The sequence below is a fragment of the Paenibacillus sp. JL3B1040 genome (assembly GCF_057063165.1).
Window position 1 is genome coordinate 544418 of the sequence record NZ_CM169317.1, and the last position, 21798, is coordinate 566215.

General features: G+C 56.0%; 15 protein-coding genes. 12 read left to right on the forward strand and 3 right to left on the reverse strand.

Annotated elements, in window-relative coordinates; all coding sequences use genetic code 11:
• Positions 1-9 precede the first annotated feature (9 nt).
• The 3 genes from ACZF99_RS02400 to ACZF99_RS02410 all read left to right on the forward strand — a co-directional run bounded on the left by ACZF99_RS02400 (position 10) and on the right by ACZF99_RS02410 (position 6298).
• Positions 10-2559, forward strand: coding sequence for a beta-mannosidase (locus ACZF99_RS02400; protein WP_483608758.1), 2550 nt, complete (start codon positions 10-12; stop codon positions 2557-2559).
• Between the two features lie 309 nt (positions 2560-2868).
• Positions 2869-4794 (forward strand): LTA synthase family protein, encoded by a 1926-nt coding sequence (locus ACZF99_RS02405; RefSeq protein WP_483608760.1) that lies wholly within the window; start codon positions 2869-2871, stop codon positions 4792-4794.
• Between the two features lie 146 nt (positions 4795-4940).
• Positions 4941-6298 (forward strand): IS1182 family transposase gene (locus tag ACZF99_RS02410; protein WP_483607789.1). Its coding sequence is split into 2 segments (ribosomal slippage): positions 4941-5508 and positions 5508-6298, totalling 1359 coding nucleotides; the frame shifts between segments, so codons are not numbered across the junction.
• A gap of 269 nt (positions 6299-6567) precedes the next feature.
• Here the strand turns inward: ACZF99_RS02410 and ACZF99_RS02415 are convergent.
• Positions 6568-6987: a hypothetical protein gene (locus ACZF99_RS02415; RefSeq protein ID WP_483608762.1), complete on the reverse strand. Its 420-nt coding sequence runs from the start codon at positions 6985-6987 to the stop codon at positions 6568-6570.
• A 195-nt stretch (positions 6988-7182) separates the two neighbouring features.
• On the opposite strand from ACZF99_RS02415, the gene ACZF99_RS02420 reads away from it, so the two are divergent.
• The 7 genes from ACZF99_RS02420 to ACZF99_RS02450 all read left to right on the forward strand — a co-directional run bounded on the left by ACZF99_RS02420 (position 7183) and on the right by ACZF99_RS02450 (position 15784).
• Positions 7183-7842, forward strand: a complete 660-nt coding sequence (locus ACZF99_RS02420; protein ID WP_483608764.1) for an MOSC domain-containing protein — start codon at positions 7183-7185, stop codon at positions 7840-7842.
• Between the two features lie 233 nt (positions 7843-8075).
• Positions 8076-11525 (forward strand): stalk domain-containing protein, encoded by a 3450-nt coding sequence (locus tag ACZF99_RS02425; protein ID WP_483608765.1) that lies wholly within the window; start codon positions 8076-8078, stop codon positions 11523-11525.
• Positions 11526-11638: 113 nt separating this feature from the next.
• Complete coding sequence (locus ACZF99_RS02430; RefSeq protein WP_483608767.1) at positions 11639-11839, forward strand: hypothetical protein; 201 nt, start codon at positions 11639-11641, stop codon at positions 11837-11839.
• Positions 11840-11895: 56 nt separating this feature from the next.
• Entirely contained in the window at positions 11896-12894 is a 999-nt protein-coding gene (locus ACZF99_RS02435; RefSeq protein ID WP_483608769.1) for a glycosyltransferase, read from the forward strand.
• The gene (locus tag ACZF99_RS02440) at positions 12891-13268 is read left to right on the forward strand and encodes a GNAT family N-acetyltransferase (RefSeq protein WP_483608771.1); all 378 of its coding nucleotides are present in this window, start codon (positions 12891-12893) and stop codon (positions 13266-13268) included. Before ACZF99_RS02435 ends, ACZF99_RS02440 begins: the two co-directional genes overlap by 4 nt.
• A 274-nt stretch (positions 13269-13542) precedes the next feature.
• Positions 13543-14454, forward strand: coding sequence for a polysaccharide deacetylase family protein (locus ACZF99_RS02445; protein ID WP_483608773.1), 912 nt, complete (start codon positions 13543-13545; stop codon positions 14452-14454).
• A 37-nt stretch (positions 14455-14491) separates the two neighbouring features.
• Positions 14492-15784, forward strand: a complete 1293-nt coding sequence (locus tag ACZF99_RS02450; RefSeq protein ID WP_483608775.1) for an MFS transporter — start codon at positions 14492-14494, stop codon at positions 15782-15784.
• Here the strand turns inward: ACZF99_RS02450 and ACZF99_RS02455 are convergent.
• Positions 15751-17532 (reverse strand): putative bifunctional diguanylate cyclase/phosphodiesterase, encoded by a 1782-nt coding sequence (locus tag ACZF99_RS02455; protein ID WP_483608777.1) that lies wholly within the window; start codon positions 17530-17532, stop codon positions 15751-15753. The genes ACZF99_RS02450 and ACZF99_RS02455 overlap by 34 nt on opposite strands.
• Positions 17533-17899: 367 nt before the next feature.
• On the opposite strand from ACZF99_RS02455, the gene ACZF99_RS02460 reads away from it, so the two are divergent.
• Entirely contained in the window at positions 17900-19381 is a 1482-nt protein-coding gene (locus ACZF99_RS02460; RefSeq protein WP_483612494.1) for a glutamate synthase subunit beta, read from the forward strand.
• Positions 19382-19395: 14 nt separating this feature from the next.
• Here the strand turns inward: ACZF99_RS02460 and ACZF99_RS02465 are convergent, their stop codons facing one another.
• Positions 19396-20382: a LuxR C-terminal-related transcriptional regulator gene (locus ACZF99_RS02465; RefSeq protein WP_483608779.1), complete on the reverse strand. Its 987-nt coding sequence runs from the start codon at positions 20380-20382 to the stop codon at positions 19396-19398.
• Between the two features lie 278 nt (positions 20383-20660).
• On the opposite strand from ACZF99_RS02465, the gene ACZF99_RS02470 reads away from it, so the two are divergent.
• Complete coding sequence (locus ACZF99_RS02470) at positions 20661-21797, forward strand: HD-GYP domain-containing protein (protein ID WP_483608781.1); 1137 nt, start codon at positions 20661-20663, stop codon at positions 21795-21797.
• The last annotated feature ends 1 nt before the right edge of the window (position 21798 follow it).

Consider the following 21798-nt stretch of genomic DNA (forward strand, 5'->3'; position numbering starts at 1 on the left):
GGAGGATGTATGAGCCGTCAACAACAACTTTTGCTGAACGATTGGAGCTTTAAAGCGAGTGACGAGACGCGGTGGAACCCGGCCAAGGTGCCCGGAACCGTGCATAGCGATTTGTTTCGGAACGGAATGATCGAAGATCCGTTCTATGGCACCCATGAACATGATCAACAATGGATTGACAAGAAGGATTGGGAATATCAAACGATCCTGACGTTGTCCGATGCTTGGCGGGATTGCCCCCGGGTTGAGCTGGTATTCGACGGATTGGATACTTATGCGGATGTATTCGTCAACGGGGAAAAGGTATTGTCCGCGGATAACATGTTTGTGGCGTGGAGCGCGGATGTGAAGCGGTTGCTCGGGCCAGGGGAAAATACGGTGCTTGTCCGTTTCCGCTCCCCGATCCGTGAGGATCTTCCGAAACTGGAGAAGCTGGGCTACAGTCTTCCCGCAGCCAACGACCAGTCGGAACTGGGCGGTTTGGGCGACCGCCGGGTCAGCGTGTTTGCCCGCAAAGCCCCGTACCATTACGGATGGGATTGGGGCCCGCGGTTCGTGACCAGCGGGATTTGGCGGGAAGTTCGGCTGGAAGGCTGGAGCGGGCCGAGGATCCGCGACCTGCATATCCGCCAGGATCGAGTGAACGCCACGGCCGCGGAGCTTGTTGCGGTGGTGGAACTCGAAACCGATGTGCGTTGGGAAGGCCTCCTTCGAGTTGACACGGGTGAGCTTGCCTGGCAGCGCTCTGCGGTATTGGAGCCGGGCCTGCACGTGGTAGAGGTGCCTGCGCGGATCCCTCGGCCGAAGTTGTGGTGGTGCCGGGGGCTGGGCGAACCGGCGATGTACGATTTCCGCGCCGAGCTTGTCGCGGACGGGCAGGGAACGGTCGCCGAGGCGTCGGTCCGCACCGGGCTGCGGGAGATCAAGCTCGTCCGGGAGAAAGACGCGGTCGGCGCTTCCTTCCGGTTCGAGTTGAACGGGGTGCCGGTCTTCGCCAAAGGCGCCAACCATATCCCGAACGACAGCTTTCTGACCGAAGTGACGGACGAACGTTACCGCCATGAGATCGCCTCGGCGGCCGAAAGCGGTATGAATATGCTTCGCGTCTGGGGCGGCGGCATTTACGAGCAGGACGTCTTTTACGAGCTGTGCGACGAATACGGGATTCTGGTCTGGCAAGACTTCATGTTCGCCTGCAGCATGTACCCGGGCGACCCGGCCTTCCTGGATAACGTCGCCCGCGAAGCGGAGTACAACGTCAAACGGCTGCGGAACCACCCCAGTATCGCGCTATGGTGCGGCAATAACGAGATTGACTCGGCTTGGGCGCATTATGAGGAAGACGGCGGCTGGGGGTGGAAAAAGGATTTCACCTCCGAGCAGCGCGAGAAGCTATGGGCCGATTACGAAGCGATCTTCCACCGGATCCTGCCGGAAGTCGTGGAACGGCTTGGCGGCGGCGTGGCCTATTGGCCGTCTTCGCCGATCCGTGAACGGACGGGAGACGCGAACCAGCATGCGCTCCAAGTGGCCGGCGATGGCGATGTCCATTATTGGGGCGTGTGGCATGCGGTCGAACCGTTCGCCAACTATAATGCCAAGATCGGGCGGTTTATGAGCGAATACGGCTTCCAGTCCTTCCCGGAGCTGAAATCGGTGTTGACTTATGCGCCGGAGAGCGAGCTGGCGCTGGAGTCCGCCATTGTGCTGGCTCACCAGAAGAACGGACGGGGCAACCAGTTGATCGAGGAATATATGGAGCTGTACTTGCCGACGCCGAAGGATTTCAAATCGTTCCTGTATATGAGCCAGGTGCTGCAGGCCGAGGCGATCCGCACGGCGATCGAAGCGCATCGCCGCAACAAGCCTTACTGCATGGGGACGTTGTACTGGCAGATGAACGACTGCTGGCCGGTGGCCTCCTGGGCGGGGATGGACTATTACGGACGCTGGAAGGCGCTGCAGTATACGGTTCGCAGAAGCTTCCGCGAGTTGATGCTGGCGATCTATGGGCCGGAGGAGGGTCCGATTTCGGTCTATCTTGTGTCCGATTTGCGGAAGCCGGCGGAAGGCCGGCTGAGGCTGTCGCTCTACGACATTCGCGGCGCCTTGCTGAAAGAGCGGGTGTCCGCGGTCCATGCCGCGGCGGATTCGGTCGCCGAAGCTATCGCCTTCACCCGGGAGGAATGGCTGGAAGGCCGCGATCCGCGTCAAGTCGTGCTGTATGCCGTACTGGAGATGGACGGGAACGTAGTGGACAGCAAACCGTATTATTTTGTCTCGGCCAAAGAGCTTGCTTTGCCGCCGGCGAGCATTACCCTTCGGGAAGAGGACGGCAGCGGCGGCAGCCGCTATACCCTGATCAGCGATGTCTTGGCGCGACAGGTGTGGATTTCGGCGGAAGAAGAGGGGATATTCTCGGATAACTACTTCGACCTGATTCCCGGCGTTCCGGTGACGGTGGAGTTCCGGCGGCGGGGCGGGGCGGATAGCGGGGAGGCGTTCGTGGCGGGGAATCCGGGCCGTCTGATCGTCCGTTCGATGGCCGACTTCGTGTGAATTCGACTCTGGATTTTACCGTGTTATAATAAACAAATAGAAAATCGCGTGTTTTTAAAGGTTGTTCAAAAAGTCGTCTTCCCATGACGAAGTAGTTCATGGAGTCGAACCGACATCGAATCTTGAATTCAGCCGGGCCAAGCCTATGCTTCCGATGCATGTTTCCTTCGGAAACATTTGAGTTGCTCACGTAGATCTGTCTACGCTCCGCTACTCAGTCCCTAGCTTCATTCAACCTTCTCGGTCCTGAAAATCCGACTTTTTCAACTCGTAATTCATGTAAACACGGCAACAATCCGGAGAAAAGAGATGGGGATCATACGTAACTCAAACCGAATTCATTTTATCGTCACGTTCGTGCTGATGGGCGCGAAGTTGTTATTGCTGCGTTATTTTTTCTATGGAGGCATTGGGGCTCAGGGGCTTCCCGCCGAATGGCTGTCGGTGCTGGCGCTTCTATGTTTGGTAGAGTTGCTGACGCCGGCCAAGGGGAAATGGGGCGTTTATCTTGGATTTAATTTCGTCGTATCTTTCGTTCTGTTTGCCGCCACGGTCTATCATGCTTATTTCGGGACGGTCCCGACCTATGCGGTGCTTAGCGGGCTCAACCAGGTGCCCGAGGTCAAGGCGAGCGTAGCCTCGCTGTTGCGGCCCGAACAATTTCTATATTTCATCGACCTGCCGGTGCTGATTGCGGTGCGAATCTTCCGCGCCGTGCGCCGCAACCGGGCTTCGCAGGGGTTTCGCATGGCGGGGAACCTCAGCTTCCGTACGGACCGGTCGCGTGGCTCGCTGGCATGGAAGGTGGGTGTGGCGTTCGTCCTGATCGTCAGCCTGATGTTATCCGGCCTTTACATCCGCACGGGGAAGGGCATCGATAACGAACTGGTGCGGGCCGAAAGCGTCGGCTTCTTTAATTTCCAGGTCGATGCGGCGATCCGCAACCAGGAGGAGGAGCGGATGATCGCGGAAGGCAATCTGCAAGAGACGGCGGCCAAAGTTCGTCAGTTGGAAAGCGGCTATCCTTACCAAGCGGCAGCGGCAACAGGGGAACCGGCCTACTTCGGCGCCGCCCGGGGGATGAACCTGATCATCGTGCAGATGGAATCGTTCCAGAACTTCCCGATCCATCTCAAGCTGAACGGTCAAGAGATCACGCCTGTGCTGAACGGTTTGGCGAAGGAAGGCTTCTACTTCCCGCACGTGTTCCAGCAAATTGGGCCCGGCAATACGTCGGACGCCGAGTTCATGTCCAATACGTCGATCTATCCGACGGCCGCGGAGGCGATGTCGACCGGCTACGGCGACCGGCTGCTTCCAAGCCTGCCGCGCTTGCTGCAAAACCGCGGGTATGCGGCCAACACGTTCCATATCAACAAAGTGACGTTCTGGGACCGCCACAAAATGTACCCGGCGTTGAATTTCGATAAATATTATGACAAGCCGTATTACACGAACGATCACTTTAACGATTTCGGCGCGTCCGACGAGGAGATGTATCGGGTCGGCGTGGAAAAGCTGGCGGAACTGAAGGCGCAAGGCAAGCCGTTTTACGCCCAGTTCGTCACCACCTCCAGCCATAATCCGTTCGTGGTGCCGAAGGACCGCCGCCATTTTGACCTGCCGGCGGACCTGGAAGGCACGATGCTGGGCAATTACATCGAGGCGGCCAACTACACCGATTACGCGATCGGGAAGCTGATCGACCAATTGAAGCAGACGGGGATGTGGGACAATACGATGCTGGTGTTTTACGGGGACCACTTCGGCCTTCAGGAGAAGGAGGTTCCCGCCCGGGAGATCGAAGAGAGGCTGGGGATCGCTTACGACGAGCGGATCAGCCGGTTCAATATCCCGCTGGTCATTCACATCCCCGGCCAGCAGCATGGCCAGGTGGTGGATCGCACCGGCGGGCAAGTCGATATCCTGCCAACGGTGGCCAATCTCCTTGGCCTCTCGCTCGAGGAGGAAGGCTTTACCGCCTTCGGGCATGACCTGTTGAACATTGACCGCAATGTGGTCGGGATGCGGTATTATCTGCCCACGGGCTCGTTTTTTAATGACGAGGTCATGTTCGTGCCGGGCGCCGGTTTTGACGACGGCACCGCCATCTCGCTGGATACGCTGCAGCCGGTTGCGGATATCGCGCCGTACCGCAGCGACTACGATTACATTACGGAGCTGATGAAACTCTCCGACGAATACGTCAAGCTGCTCCCCAAACGGGGGAAATAAATGCCAAAAAGTCGTTCAGGTTTTATTCCTGAACGACTTCAGCCTGTTGAAAAACCTTCAACAGGCTTATATTATATTGCAAATATTTAGTCAATCACCGCGTTAATGTGGTATAATATAACTATACTATTTAGGTGGTGGTAGACATGCTCCGGTCCAATCCCAACGTACAAAATCAATATGAATTTGTTTGTATTGAGGATCTCGTTTTGCCTAATCATCCTCTCCGTAAAATCCAGAAATATATTGACTTCTCCTTCATTCTTGACCTCGTCCGTCCTTACTATTGCGAAGATAACGGCAGACCTTCCGCCGATCCGGTCATGCTGTTCAAAATGCTTTTCATCGGCTACCTGTTTGGGATCCGTTCCGAGCGGCAACTGGAACTGGAGGTGCACTCGAACAACGCGTATCGTTGGTTTTTAGGTCTTGGTCTTACCGACCGTGTTCCAGATCACAGTACGCTTAGTTATTTCCGCGAGCGTCTTCGTGAAGGGGATGTGCTGCAAAAAGTATTCGACGAAGTGGTACTACTGGCCATCAAGCATCGCCTGGTGGCAGGCCGGGTACTCATTACGGACTCTACGCATCTAAAAGCAAATGCCAACAAAAAAAAGTTCATCAAAGAACAAGTAGCCCAAAGTACCAAAGCCTACGTGGATGAATTGGATGAAGCCGTCCGAGCCGATCGCGAGGCCAACGGAAAAAAGCCTTAAAACCCCGAAAGGAGGTGCAAGAGCAAAAAGAGATCAAAGTGAGCACGACCGATCCGGACAGCGGTTATATGGTGCGCGACGGCAAACCAGAAGGTTTCTTCTATCTGGATCATCAGACCGTTGACCATAAGTATAACATCATCACCGATGTATACATTACTCCTGGCAATGTCCATGATTCTGTCCCTTACATCAACCGCTTGGAGCATGTCGTTCAGAAGTTTGGATTCGAGAAAACGCTGGAAGCCGTCGCGCTTGACGCAGGATACTTCACCTCGTACATTTGCAAGAAACTTCACGATAAACACATTTACGCGGTTATCGGCAGAAGAGCGTTCACGCCAGTCAAAGGAATGATCGCGAAGTGGCGTTTCAAATATGATGCGGAGAAGAACGTGTACCTCTGTCCTCAAAAGCACGAGTTGAAATACAGTACCACAGACCGCGAAGGATATCGTCAATACAAATCCGATCCCAAACATTGCGCCGGATGCCCCATGCTTAAGGAATGCACCAAGTCTAAAAATAAAACGAAAGTGATCACGAGACATGTTTGGCAATTAAGCAAGGAATGGGTCAGTGCCAACGGCAGGAGCAGGTCCGGTAAATACTTGTACCGATTACGCTATCAAACCATAGAGCGAAGCTTCGCGGACGCCAAAGAGCTCCACGGGCTTCGCTATTGCCATTTCCGCGGTCGCCAAAAAGTACAGCAACAAGCGCTGCTGACCGCAACTTGCCAGAACATAAAGAAGATCGCCAATATCCTGGCCAAGAGGGCGGGATGAAGGGCGATCTTCCTTTTTTACTCCTTACAGCTTTCAATACTCGTTTTATTCAGGATCCATAAGCAGAAGCCCCGAAAATATCTGGACTTTGCCAACAGTCTGAAGTCGTTCAGGTTTTATTCCTGAACGACTTTTTATTTTGCGCTGCCCCGACGGGAAGGGGGATTTTGTACGGATTTTCGTTCAAGTCCCCTTTGTACGAGTTTTCATTCAAAATTCAGGTTGCGGGGACTTCGCCGTTGAGGCGCTCCTTCTTTGATACCATCCGGTCAACCGAGAATCGTATACCTGGTTCGAGCGCTGTCGGTCACGAGATCCGGTAGCTCTTGCAGTTGAAGGTCGTAAGCTTCGCGAGTTAAACTTCCTTCATTCAACCGCTTCTGCAATTGCTCCTGCAACTGGGCGATTTGCAACCGGACGACCCGGTCTACGTCTTGACCGTTGGCTTCGGCGATGTCCGCAAGCGATTTGCCTTCCAGCAAGGCGTTGTATACCTCCTGATCGGAGGAAGCGCCAAGCACATCGTTAAGCTCGTCCTCCGGACGATCCGCGTTATTGCTGAGGCTGGATTGCTTGGACGGATGAGCCGCGTAGGCCAGACTGGTCAAATAACCGGACATGCTGGGGTTTATCGTAATGACGAGGGCCATCGTACCGAGGATGACCACCTTTTTAAGTTTAAATTTCATCGAATTGGATTCCTCTCTGAATAAGGGATGGACATGCAGGATTCATGGGTTCTATTAATAATACGGATCAGGCGCCCGGGAAGTTTCAATCGGCCGGGTTTCCTTTGGAATGCGGGGTGGTGTTGGGAGACACCCTCTCGTATAATGGAATTCAATTCACGGTGAATTCGAAGCAGAGGAGCGTGCAATAACGAGATGGCGGAGCAAATGGCAGTCCGGTCGCTGAATGTAGGCAAGCCGATCGAAGTCGAGCATCAAGGCAAAACGGTGCGCACGGGGATATTCAAAATGCCGGTGAAGGATGCGCGGTATCTGTCGAAGGTAAATTTTGCGGGTGACGAGCAGGCGGATCTCAAATTTCACGGAGGGCCGGACAAGGCGGTCTGCGTCTATCCGTTCGAGCGGTACGCCTATTGGGAGGAGAAGTTCGGGATCTCCTTGGGGTTTGGGGCATTCGGGGAAAATCTGACGACCGAAGGGATGCTCGAGGAGGAAATTTGCCTCGGCGACCGGTTTCGCTTGGGCGAAGCCCTTGTTCAAGTCAGCCAGCCCCGACAGCCCTGCTTCAAGCTGGGCGTTAAGCACGGCTTGCCGGAGTTGCCGCTGGCCATCCAGCAAACGGGCTATACCGGGTATTATTTTCGGGTGCTCCGTGAGGGAGAGGTGCGGCCCGGGGATCGATTGGAGCTGGTTGAAAGGCACTCCGCAGGCGTAACGCTGGCGTTCGCCAACCGCGTGATGCATGTGGACAAGGAGGATGCCGAAGGGATTCGGCGCGTTTTGGCCGTGGAGGAATTGTCGGACAGCTGGCGCGAGACGTTGACGGCCCGGTTGAGCCGGCTGGCGGGCGAATAGGCCGCCCCGCGCATCCGTTTCCCCTGATCGGGAAGCGGATTATTTATATGCCTTCCGGCCTAAAGCAAAGTGGCGCCGGTACCGGCACCGGGACTTCCGGGCTTTTGGGTTCAAGGCTGGGCATCCGGGGGTAATTTTTTTTTGTGACGAAAAAGATAGCAACTTTTCCCTGGGATGATACGTCAAATTGGGAAGAGTAATTTTCTTTAGCTCTGGTCATGAGCATGGGGAGGATGAGATTTTTGAAAAGAATATGGGCTTCGTTCTTAGCCGCATTACTAATCATACCAATGTTCCTGCAAACGACGGCGCAAGCGGCTACGCCGATCAGCATCTACATCGACGGCAGCCGGTTGAAGACCGATCAGGCGCCGGTTGTCATTAGCGGGCGGGTGCTGCTGCCGCTTCGGGCGATCTTCGAAGCGCTGGATGCAACGGTTAACTATAACCAGACGCTGCAGACCGTTACCGCCTACAAAGACGGCACGACCATCGTGCTGAAGCTGAAATCGCGTTCGGCTACCATCAACAACGAGGCGGTTATGCTCGACGTGCCGGCGCAAAGCATCAAGGGCAGAACGATGGTGCCTGTCCGCTTCGTCAGCGAGGCGCTTGGCCAGCAAGTCGGGTGGAATAACTCCACCAAAATCGTCACGATCAACTCGGGCTCGGGCTGGGGCGGCCCGGGGAACGGAGGCATAGATCCTAACCCGGTGGCTTACGTATTTGCCCGCGACGTTGGGAATAACGGGGACGGACGGGATTTGGAGGTCAGCTTCTCGAAATCCTCCAACGAATCGCGCGTTGCACAATATCGCGTGATGATCGTGAAGGCCTCGAACGCCGCCGCCTTTAACCTTGCGGCAGCGCAAAGGGTCTCATCATCTAACTACACGTCGTTGTCGCCGTCGGGAAGCGATCCGGTCGTGAACCTGTCGGCCGGTGCTCGGGACGTGGACGGATCCGCCATTCGCGAAAACCAATCTTACGTCGCTTATGTACTGGCCATCGGCAAAGGCAATAGCGCCAATGCGTTGTCGAACCCGTCCCCGGCCTTTACGCTGACGAACGGAACTGCAGTAGCCGCGCCGACCAATGTGAAGGTCAGCGACGTGAGCGATTACGGCGACGGACGCGACTTGAGCGTCACGTTCACGCGGGCTCAGAACGAGAGCAACATCGCCAACTACCGGGTGTTCGTCGTCAAGACGAAGGACGCCGGAAGCTTTACGCTGAGTACGGCCAACAACGTGCCGAATTCGTACTCTACGGTCGTATCCAAATCGGGCAGCGGCTCGACGTTAACCGGCCAGTTGACTTCTTCCGCCCGGGATACGTCCGGCGATTTGATCAAGAACGGCGTGTCCTACAAGGTTTTTGTACTGTCGGTCAGCAATAATTCGGGATGGTCGAACCAATTGTCCTCCGGCTCCTCCACGATCACGCTTGCGACGGGTTCGGTGAATTCGCCGGTCATTACGAAGGTGGAAGACTGGAACGACTACGGAGACGGCCGCGACCTGCGGGTCAGCTTCAATCGGGTCTCGGACGAAACGCGGATCGGCTCTTACCGGATTTTCGTAGTTAAGGCCAGCGACTATGCCAACTTCAGCCTGGCGAAAGCGAATGCGGTATCCAGCGCGAACTATACCCAGGTCAACAAGACCGGGTCGAACATCACGTCGTATGCCTTGTCCTCCAGTGCGCGGGATGTGGACGGAGCGACGATTCGCAACGGCGTCAGCTATCGGGTGTTCGTCATGGCCGTGGGCACTGGATCTTATGCAGGGACGAATACGTTATCCGCCGCTTCGAGCGCCATTACGCTGACAAACGGCAACACGGTGGATACGGTATCGAACGTGACCGTCGAAGACGTGAGCGATTATAATGACGGCCGCGACCTGCGGGTGAGCTTCACCCGGGCTTCGAACGAAACGTATATCAGCCACTATCGGATCATGGTGGTCAAAACCTCGGATGCGGGCAACTTTACGTTATCCAAAGCCAACAATGTCGGCAGTGCGAACTACACCTATGTAAGCAAAAACGGCTACACGCTCTCCACGGTTCTGAACGCGGGGGCAAGGGACGTCGACGGAGCGACTATCCGGAACGGAGTAAGTTACCGCGTATTTGTCCTCTCGGTAGCCAGCAACGGGCATAATCTGAGCAACGCGTTGTCCTATTACTCTTCGCCGATTACGTTGTCTAACAATGCGGTTGGCTCCGTTTCGAATTTGAACGTCGCCGACGTCAGCGACTACGGCGATGGCCGCGACCTGCGGGTGTCGTTTAACCGTGCCGCCGACGAGTCGAATATCAGCCATTACCGGGTCATGGTGGTGAAATCGGCAAATGCCGGCAGCTTTAATCTGTCGAAGGCGAATGCAGTACCTAGCGACAGATACACGTATATCAGCAAGGGCAACTATACGTTAACCGGCGTTCTGAGCGCGGGGGCCAAGGACGTTGACGGCGCAGCGATCCGTAACGGCGTCAGTTACCAGGTCTTCGTCCTGTCGGTTGGCAACAATGGTTATTCGAGCAGCAACAAGCTTTCTTACGGTTCGAACGTCATTACGTTAACGGGCAGCGCCGTTGGGACAGCTTCGAATGTAGCGGCGAACGACGTGAACGATTACGGCGACGGCCGGGATCTGCGGGTGACGTTTACCCGGGCTGCGAACGAAGCGTATATCAGCCAATATCGGGTATTCGTGGTGAAGGCGTCGAAGTTTGGAAGCTTTGATTTGAATGCAGCGAACTCTTCTAATTACTATACTCCCGTCAATAAAAGCGGGGTAACCTTGACCGTTGACCTCGGTGCAGGGGCACGGGATACCGACGGAGAGGTTCTCCGCAACGGCGTGGCTTACCGAGTTTACGTCCTGTCGGTGGCCGTAAGCGGCGGATCCAACGCGCTGTCGGGGGGTTCAAACGAGGTTACGTTGAATAATAACGAGGCGTTCGAGCGATTGAACGTAACGGCCCAGACCACGGGAAGCGGCTCTTCGTTCAGCGACATCGTGGTAAGCTTCAACAAACAGCCGAATGAAAGCAACGTCCAGGAGTACCGCATCATGCTTGTTCCGGCTGCTAATGTCGGCAGCTTTAGCCTTGAATATGCCAACACGGTCACCTTGGACAGCAATTACACAACCGTATTGCCAAGCGGACGGAATATCCAGGTTTCGTTGAATCGGGCCAACAACGTCTACGGCACGCCGTTGGACGCAAACACCACCTATCATGTATTTGTGTTAACGGTGGCGAAATCCGCTTCGGGCTTGCCGAACGTCTTGTCCGGTCCATCGGGTCAGGTGAAGCTGAATGTTGACCCGAATACTGTTCCCGTACCCGCGGCAAGCATTGTTAGTACCAAAGCAAATGGTTCCAATATTGATGTAAGCATCAACAAACCTGCAGAGGACCAAAACATCGACAAATATCTCGTTATTGCCGTACCTGAAGCGGATGTTCAAACGGTCAAAGCTTCGGGAGGCTACCAAGGGGCAAGTGTAGAAAAACAAGGCTCTAATTCAGGTATTATAAATAGTGATTATGAAGGAAAAGAAATTGATTTTCAGAAAAGTAACTATAGTATTTTCGTTATCACGGTTCCGGATACGAAAAAATCCACGAATTATGCCATATCCGCACCGACTCAGGTCACACCGTAAGGCATATGTGAAATAGCCAATACCCAGGAAGAGCGGTTCGCCCAAAGGCGCCGCTCTTTTTTTTGCCCGTAGCCGATTGCGCCTGGACGGCGGATTGACATTCTTTTTACATTTTGGGTACCATTAAGTTCAAACATGGGGCGGCCCTGTGGAGGCTGTTGTTGATCGAAGGCGATTTGCGGCGGGGGAGCGGCGTTTGGACGAAAGACGGGCTGTTGCGGCAGCGCGAAGAAACGGCGTACGGCTTGGCCGGATGCCTGGAACTGTGGATACGCAACGGTAACGGCAAGGGACGCGTGCAAACCAAGGGATGATCTAGAGAAGAACGTTAGCGGCGTTAGACTACTCCATGCGAAAAAGGCGGGATCAAATGAACAAAGTCGGATTGGTCATGCGAAAAATTCAGTTTGCCGAGGCCCAAGGCCCGCGCGTGTTTGCGGAGCGGCTGCGCGCCATCGGCCGGGAGCTTGGCGTGGACGTCGTATTTATCTCCCCGGAGCGCCATGTCAGCGAACACGATTGGCTTCCGGGCTATGAGCACGAGAAAGGCGACCTGGTCAACTACGATATCGTGCTGGACCAAATTTATGCGCAAAACATCGAGCATGTCATCTATACAGTATCCGGGTTTACTTTTTTGAACATGTTTCTCCCCAACAGCGTACTGTTCCCGCATAGCTTCCCCGACCCGGCGCTGACCGGGTATGAGATGATGAAGCCGTTTTACGGGATCGTGGACAAGGCGATCGTGCAGACGGAGTTTTTGCGGCGGCAAATGAACGAGGTGTTCGGAGTGACGGACGTGAGCGTGATCCCGATCGGGTTCAACGAATCGCTGGCGGAACGGCATTTTGACCCGGCGGCCATCGTTGATAACCGGGTGTTGTGGATCGGGCGGGACGAGGAGAACCGGCGGCCGGACCTGGTGCTGGAGTATGCGCGGCAAAACCCGGACAAGGACGTCGTGATGGTGTTCGGCGGGCAGCGGTACAGGGAAAGCATGAAGAAATACGACATTCCCCGCAATGTCACGTTGCGGTTCGCGTTAAGCCAGGACGAGGTGTTTGCGCTGATGAACTCGGCCAAGGTGTACTGGAGCTGTTCCAAATTCGATACCTTCGCGATGCCGCTGACCGAAGCGTTGGCCATGGGCAAACTCGTCGTCAAACCGGAGCATCCCTGCTACGGGCATATCGGCTCCCGGCATGCTTTTGCCGGCAACGAGAACAACTGGTTCGAGCTCGTCAACATGGCGGCGGCCTCGCCGCTTAAGTTTTCCGCCGACAACCGGGAATACGCCTTCGCGAAGTTTTCGGCGACGGTGATGAAGCAAGGATATGAACGCTTCTTCGGGGAGTGGTTGAAATGAACGGATTGTCGGCGGGATCGAAGCTGGCCGGCACGATTGAACAGCTGGCGGCAAGCGGCTGGCCTCCGCGCGAGCTCGAAGCGCTTGCGCCCCGGGCGTTTGCCGCCATTTATGAGGCGGGAGAGCCGATGGGAGTAGCCACCGCGACGATCGAGGCGGGCTGGGCGGGAATCAGCAACGTTGTCGTCGACCCGCGCCACCGTCGTAAGGGCGTTGCCGGCCGTCTGTTGCACGCGCTGGCGTCATGGGCGGTCGAGAACGGAGCGGAAGGCATGTATTTGCAAGTGCTGGCGGGCAATGCGCCGGCGCTGGAGCTTTACGGCAAGCTTGGCTTTCGGGCCGTATCGGCCTACCACTACAGGGTTCGCAAGTAGGAATAATGCAGGGCGGTCCAATGGGGCCGCTTTGTTGCGTGGGAAGGAAATCCCGGGGATGAGCGCGAAATTTACAATCCAAGGAACTAGAGGTTCGGTTTCTTACATAAACATGGAGTAGATCCATCGGGGATTTGCGATACGGTTGTCGTGAGTGGCGACTCGGAGCTGTATCCGTAAACCGAACGGGCCTTTCGGTTGAACTCACAAATCGTGTAAGCGTTTTAAATCGAGGGCTCTTGGGAGCCATGAACGGAAACGGAGGAGAACATGGATGACACTGGCAGAACGATTGGGGTATGGGCGGGACGCCAAGTTGCTGATCGTGAATGCGGATGATTTCGGGATGTGCCATGCGGAGAACGCGGCGATCATCCAACTGCTGCAGGAAGGAGCGGTATCCTCGGCTACGGTTATGGTCCCTTGCGCCTGGGCCAAGGAGGCCGCGGCTTGGAGCGTTGCCAACCCCGAATACGATGTGGGGGTGCATTTGACGTTCACCAGCGAATGGAGCGGTTATAAATGGGGGCCGGTCACCCGGGACGGGGACGTGCGGACGCTGGTTACGGAGGAAGGCTATTTTCCGGGAGATGTGACCCGCTTCGAATTGCAGGCCAGTCGTCCGCAGGTGCGGCTGGAGATGATCAACCAGGTGGAGACGGCGCTGGCGTTGGGTCTGGCTCCTACACATCTCGACAACCACATGGGCAGCTTGTACGGCTTGGCGACCGGCCAACATTTCCTCGACGTGACGTTTGAAATCTGCGCCGATTACGGCTTGCCGTTCCGCTTGCCGCGTTCGCTGCCGCGGGTAGGCAAGCTGCCGCCGGAGGCCGCCGTGCTGGCCCGGCAAGTCACCGAGCTGGCCGACCGGATGGGCGTCATCATCCTCGACGATCTGATCGGGCTGCCTTTCGGCAAGCAACCGGGCGAAACGTACGACCGCTACAAGCGAGATATGATCGCAACGCTCAAGGGACTGCGCCCCGGAGTATCCGAGATCATCATCCATCCCGCGCTGGCGACCGAAGAATTGAAGGCCATCCATGCCGAATGGGAAAAAAGACAGTGGGATGATCAGCTCTTCCGCGATCCGGAGGTCAAAGCGACCTTGGTGGAAGAAGGCATCGAAATGATTCGATGGAAGGACTTGCAGGACCTGCAGCAGCGGCGGCAACGGCCGTAATCGGCCGGCTTTCGAAGAAAGGGAGGCGGAACGGAGGATGCGAGCCGTGAAACGGGAAAACTTGCCGGAGCTGCAAAAGGTGGCCTACAGTTCGGGCAATCTGGCGGTCAATTTGATGTCGCAGGCCTTTGCCACCTATCTCGTTTATTATTACGTTGACGTGCTGGGCGTTCGCCCGGCTTGGATCAGCCTGGCGATGGTCTTCCACGGCGTGCTTAACGCCGTGCTCAATCCGCTGTTTGGCCATCTGTCCGATCGGACCCGCACGCGGTTCGGCAGGCGGATCCCTTATATCGGGTTCGGCCTGATTCCGCTGGCCGCGGCGTTTGCCCTGTTGTGGACGCCGCCGGCGGCCGGGAATGGGGCTTTTCTCTATTTCCTGGGGACCGTCATGCTGTACGACGCGCTGTTCGTCCTGGTCGTGTTGAATTATTCGGCGCTGTTCCCGGAGATGTTCCAAAGTGTCAAGGATCGCGCTTACGTATCTTCCTGGCGGCAGATGCTGGGGATCGTCGGCATGATCGTCGGCGTGGCGATTCCGCCGCTGCTTTATTCGCAGATCGGTTGGGGCGCGATGGGGGCGGTATTTGCGGGGGTGTCGGCGGGATTCCTGGCCTTGTCCCTCTGGGGCAGCCGGGAGAATCCCAATGCGCCCCGCACGACGTACCGCTTGACCGCGGCAGTGGGACATACGCTGGGGAACCGTGCGTTCGTCCTTTACGTCACCGGCAGCTTTCTGGTGCAGTTTACGTTTGCACTGCTGCCGGCGGGCATCCCGTTTTACACGAAATACGTGTTGGGCCAAGAGGAGAGTTTTAACACCTTGCTGCTAGGGGCGATTTTTCTAACCGCCATTCCCTGTGTGTTCCTGTGGGGGCGGATGACGACACGCTACGGGGCCCGCCGCGGGATTCTAACGGCCACCCTCTGCTATGCCGCCGCGCTGCTGCCGTTCGGCTGGATCACGCAGGCGGGCGGCGCGATTGCGACCGCCGCCTGCGTGGGCCTTGGGTTGGCCGGGCTGCTGGTGCTGCTCGACGTTATGTTATCCGAGGTGATCGACGAGGACGAGAGGCGTACCGGTGCACGCCGGGAAGGTATGTACTTCGGCATGAACGGATTTATCGTGAGATGGGGCGTATCACTGCAGGCCGCCTGCATGGGGCTTATTCTGGAGGCCAGCGGGTATGACGCCGCTCTAAACGAACAGCCGGCATCGGCCGCGATCGGCATCCGATGGATGCTTAGCGGGATACCGGCTGCGGCGCTGCTGCTGGCGTTGCTGTTCTTTTATTTCTACCGATTGGGCAAGAAGCCCCCGCGATCCTGATTCCATTGGCCCGGCGCGCATGAACCGGATTTCAGCAATCCCTCCATCGCTTCCGCGTTCAGTGGGCGGCTGTAATAGTAACCTTGAATCTGATCGCAGCCGTTTTGCTGCAGGAATTCGAATTGGGCCTTCGTTTCGACCCCCTCGGCCAACACCGTCATGCCCAGCGACTTGCCCAATTGAATGATGGACCGCAGCAGCGAGTTGTCGCGTTCCGAACAAGGCGTTTCCTGTACGAAGGTGCGGTCGATCTTTAGCACCTGAACCGGGAGCGATTTCAAGTAATGGATCGAAGAATAACCTGTTCCGAAATCGTCTACGGACAGGGAGATGCCGCGTTGCTGCAAGGCGGTTAAGGTATCCTTGATCAGCACGTGGTCGTTCAGCAGCGATTCCGTCACCTCAAGCTCGAGGTATTGCGGGGCGAGCCCCGTTTCGGCCAAGACCTGCTCAACGGTACGCAAGAAGTGAGGATGCCTGAACTGCACCGCCGAAACGTTGACGGACATCGGTAGCTTCGGAAACCCGGCTTCCTGCCATCGCTTGTTCATCCGGCAGGCCTCCAGGAGGACCCACTTCCCCAATTCGACGATAAACCCGTTCTCTTCGGCGATCGGGATAAAAGAGACCGGAGGAATGTACCCCTGCAAGGGATCGTTCCAGCGGATCAGCGCCTCGAAGCCGGTCAGCTTCTCTGTGGCCGCATCGATCTTCGGTTGAAAATGCAGCTCGAATTGCCCTGACGCCATCGCTTGAAGCATTTTCTTCTCCAGCGTCAAGCGGGCCATCAGCCGGTCCATTAAGTAATAATCAAAGTAGTGAGGGCCCTCCAGCGCTTCCTTTTTCGCTTCCTTCATTGCCATTTCGGCATGCTGCAGCAACTGATTCACATCGGATCCGTCATCCGGGTAGAGGCTGATCCCCATCCCGAAACCGACGTGAATCGTTTCGCCGGAAAGGGTGTAAGGCTTCGTTAACGCGTCATTCAAATCAAGCGCAAGCGTATGTATAAACAAAGGATCGGTCACATTCGACACCAGCACGAAAAATTCATCCGCGAAGTTGCGGCACATCGGCGTTCCGTCAGGGAAGGAGCTATGCAGCCTTTCCGCGACCTGTCGGAGCAGCTCGTTGCCGGCACTCTCGCCGTAACTTTCGTTGATATGCCGAAATCGGTTCAGATTGATGCACATGACGGCGGCCGTTTTATTCTCGGCCAGGACCGACCGCAGTTCGGCCCGCATCAGTTCCCTGAAACGGTTGGAATTCTGCAGGCGCGTGACCGGATCAAAATGGGACAACTGGCGGAGCTGTTCGGTTGAAGCCCGCTGCTGCTCCACTTCCTGGCTTACATCGAACTGCAGCCCGACAAAATAGAGGGGGCGGCCCGCCGGATCCAGGATCGGGCTGATCACGAATTGGTTCCAGTATGTACTGCCGTCTTTCTTATAGTTCTTGATCGTTACCGTGGCGGATCCATGTTCCTTAACCGCTTTCCGAATAACGTCGAGGTGTTCCTTGTCGGTCTCTTCCCCCTGAAGAAAGCGGCAATTTCGCCCCACGACCTCCTCGCGACTGTATCCGGTCAGGCGTTCAAACCCTTGATTTACATAAACCAGAGGGTTGTCTTCAAGATTAGGATCCGTAATGGCCATGCCGACGCCCATCCTATCAATGGCTCGAAGCAGAGCCGAGGTGGTGAGCATGGATTCTAGTCGGGATTGGGAGCGTACCTGGTCGTCTTCCACGATATAAAGCCTCCTCGGAATGAACCGCTTAAGATGTTGTTAACCGACGATGTCCGTCATACGGGTGCGTCCGATCAAAGCTATAGCTTATGATTCCATCATACATTCGGCACGGGGCCGCTGGCAATCGGTTTTTCGAAAAGGGGAGACAAAGGTCGCATGACCTCTTGCCTAGGGTCTAGATTTTTTTCATGAGAGTGATCTTCTTCATTCTGAACAGTCTCGGACCGGTGATAACATGAGCTTATTTAAGGCATACCGAGCAAAAATACAGCCGGATATTTTATTGCTTTATAGCGGTAACGCAGGAGGACGACAGGCAGTTCATCTCATGAAAAACGAACGTAATCAGATCGGGAGGTTGAAAATGGGGAAGGCTACCGGTTTTATGGAATATTTGCGGGAGGTCCCGGGCGAAGTCCGGCCGCAGGAACGCATTGGCTCCTGGCAGGAATTTGCCGTGCCGCTGGAGGAGGAGAAGCTGAGAACGCAGGGAGCGCGGTGCATGGACTGCGGAACTCCGTTTTGCCATGCAGGTCGGCTGCTGTCGGGGATGGCTTCCGGCTGTCCGGCGCACAATTTGATTCCGGAATGGAACGATCTCGTATACCGCGGCAGTTGGAAGGAAGCGCTGAAGCGGCTGCACAAGACGAACAATTTCCCCGAGTTTACCGGCCGGGTGTGTCCGGCTCCGTGTGAAGGAGCATGTACCGTCGGCAAAAGCGGCCAGCCCGTGACGATCAAAAGCATCGAAAGGGCCATTATCGACCGCGGATTCGCGGAAGGTTGGATCCGGCCCCAGATCCCTGCCGCATCCAGCGGCAAGAAGGTGGCGGTCGTCGGTTCCGGCCCTGCGGGTCTGGCTTGCGCCGACCAGCTGAACAAAGCCGGTCATGCCGTAACCGTTTACGAACGGGCTGACCGGATCGGCGGGCTGTTGATGTACGGGATCCCGAACATGAAGCTGGATAAGCAAATAGTTCAGCGCCGCGTCGATTTGCTGTCCGCCGAAGGGATCCGTTTTATCGCCGGGGCGGAAATCGGGAAGGATATTCCGGCCGAACGGCTGCGCACCGAGTATGACGCCGTAGTGCTGTGCTGCGGGGCAACGCAAGCCCGGGAGCTGAGTGTAGAAGGCCGGGAATTGGACGGCGTTCATCAGGCGATGGAGTTTTTGTCCCGGAATACCCAAAGTCTGTTGGATTCGGGGCATCAGGACGGCCGGTTCCTGTCGGCCAAGGATAAGCACGTCGTCGTCATCGGCGGCGGCGACACGGGGACCGATTGCGTCGCTACGGCCATCCGCCAGGGCTGCAGCAGCGTGACCCAACTGGAAATCCTGCCGCAGCTCCCGCTGACCCGCCAGCAGGACAACCCGTGGCCGGAATGGCCGAAGGTGCAAAAGACGGACTACGGACAGGCGGAGGCCGCCGAGCTGTTCGGACGGGATCCCCGCAGATTTGAAACGTCGACGAAATCGCTGTTGGGAAATGAACGCGGCCAAGTGACCGGAGTTCATACGGTTCGCGTGGAGTGGAAGCAGATCGACGGGCGCCGGGTGCCGGCGGAAGTTGCCGGAAGCGAGCGGGTTATTCCTGCGGACCTGGTCCTGTTGGCTTTGGGATTCGCCGGGCCGGAGCCGGACCTGCCGGAGCAGTTGGGTCTGGAACGGGACGAACGCACGAACGTCAAGGCGGAACTCGGCGATTTCCGAACGAACGTGGAAGGGGTGTTTGCCGCCGGAGATATGCGGAGAGGTCAAAGCCTGGTGGTTTGGGCGATGCATGAGGGCCGGCAGGCCGCCAGCGAAGTCGACCGGTATTTGATGGGCAGCACCGTGTTGCCGTAAGTCGTTTGCGTGCTTCAATCCATCAACAGCTTGAGCAGTTGCGTCCGATTGCTGGCGCCGACCTTTTGAAAAATAGAGCGCATATGCTTCTTGATCGTCACTTCGCTAAGGAAGAGGCGGGTGGCGATGTCGCGGTTGGTCAGCCCTTCGGCGGCGAGAGCGGCGACTTCTTTCTCGCGATGGGTCAAATCCGTGCGCGCGTAAATCGCGGCCTCGGGTTTGGTCATCGACAGGTTCTCGGGCGATAGACCGAAGGCTGTCGCTTCGCGGCGTTCTTGGTCGGCGCCGTCTCGCATGCCGGAGATGGGCAGGGCCACGTCGTGTTGCTCGCGGAGCAATGACGCCAGCAGCAGGGGCAAGCCGTCCGTCTGCTTCCAGATACGATAGATTTGCTCCGGCTCGCCGATCCCGTAGCCCCGAAGATAGGCGGCGACGCTGTTAAAGTCCAGGTTGGTGAGCGGCATCCGGTAGATGGATCGTTTCCAAAGCGGACTTTCCGTCCACTTGTCGGACAGCGGGTTTCGGCCGGAAATCACGCAAAGGCTGCGGTCTTTGATTTGCGGAACGAAAAAATCGCGAAGCCAATCGTCCAGCGGTTCCAGAAGTTCATACGTATCGACAAATACTAACGAAGGTCCTAGTTTGGCCCGTTTATTGACCGCCTCGATGGCGGCTCTGACGGTAAAGTCGGGATCGGATAAGGAGGGGAGGGTATCCAATAAACCAAGCTGGAACAGGATATGCCGACTGAAATCTTCGGGCGAGGTGTTGATTCTGGCGGCGTTAAGCGCAATTACGGTAGCTCCTTGTCTGGCGGCTTGCTTTTGAAATTCTTCGGCCAGCGAACTTTTTCCTACGCCGGTCGAGCCGTAGATGTTGATGATTCGCTCCATATTAACGTAGTGCTTAAGATATAGCGAAAAGACCTCTATTTCCCACTCCCGGCCTATCAAACGAGATCGTCGTTCTGAGTCCTTTTGCTCATACTTTGTCGTTTTCATGGTTCTTCACCCCCTCTTCGAACTACAAATTTTCCCTTTTACATTCTAGAATATCATTGATATGAAAGATAGAATAGTGACTTTTTGTATAATAAAGTCGAAAAAACCCTCTACAAAGTATACTTTGGGGTAATGTCTCATTTGCTGTCGCCATGATAAATTTAAATAGGTCGAAAGACTCAGTTCATTAATCGTGACAGAAAGCGAAAGCATTCGTCTCAGCTAAAAGATCCGCTAAGTAAGGATGAGGTGATGTCATGAGACAGGTTCATATCAGGATGCTCGAACCAGGCGACATTTTGGCCGAGCCTATCCTAAATCAACACGGGATGACGATGCTTGGCGCGGGAACCGCATTAACGGAAAATCATATTTTCCGTCTGAAGAAGCTGGGGATTCAAACGGCCATGATCGGCTTAAAGGAACCGGGCGGTTCCTTCCGCGATGAGGATCTGAAGGAGCTAAGCCCGATCATGAAGTTACAGGACCTCAAAGAGAAAAGCGAGGCGCGAGAGAACATCCGACACATGCTGGTGCGTTTGGCCGACTCCGACCTCGGTTTCGGACGTCCGTCCACCCCGCAGCTGGACGAGCAGTTTCGCCGGATGTTTCGCAATATCCTGTACGAAATCACAAGTCATGAGCAAGTGCTGGACGGCCTGATCCGGCTACAGCAAAGCGATCCTTACCTGCTGGAACATTCGTTTCACGTGACGGCGTATTCGGCTATTCTTGGTATCGCGACCCATTACTCCGGCGCGGAGATGATGGATCTCTGTGTCGGCGCTTTGTTGTTCGACATCGGGATGACCGAACTGCCGGTTCATACGATCCGGCGCAGCGGCAGCTTGACCGGAGCCGACCGCGAAGCGCTGCGGCGGCACCCGGAGGTCGGCTTCCAAATCATCTGCGATATGGAAGGCGTGTCAAGGCGTTCAGCCCTATGCGCCCTGCAGCATCATGAGCGGTATAACGGTACGGGTTATCCTTCCAGGCTGAAGCATCACGAAATCGACGAGTTTGCGCAGATCGTCGCCATAGCCGACACTTACCACGCGCTCATCTCCCGGCGGAACTACCGCCTGGCTTACACGCCGGGCGAAGCGATCGAATACTTGCTGGCTGCCGGAGACCGGTATTTTAGCCTGGAACTGATTCAAACGTATCTGCGCAATATCAGCATCTATCCATTATCCTCCTTGGTTAAGCTCAGCAGCGGCCAGTTGGGTATCGTTTCCTCCTTGGATTCCAACCTGGTGCACCGGCCGGTAGTTAAAATCATTCGCGAAGCGGACGGGTCAAACGTAAGCTCACCTTATGATGTGGATCTCATGCGCAAGACGGATCTGGTGATTACGGAAATCCTGGAATACCATGGGGGAGGGGGGCGGAAGTCCGCACGGATCTGCCCCTGAT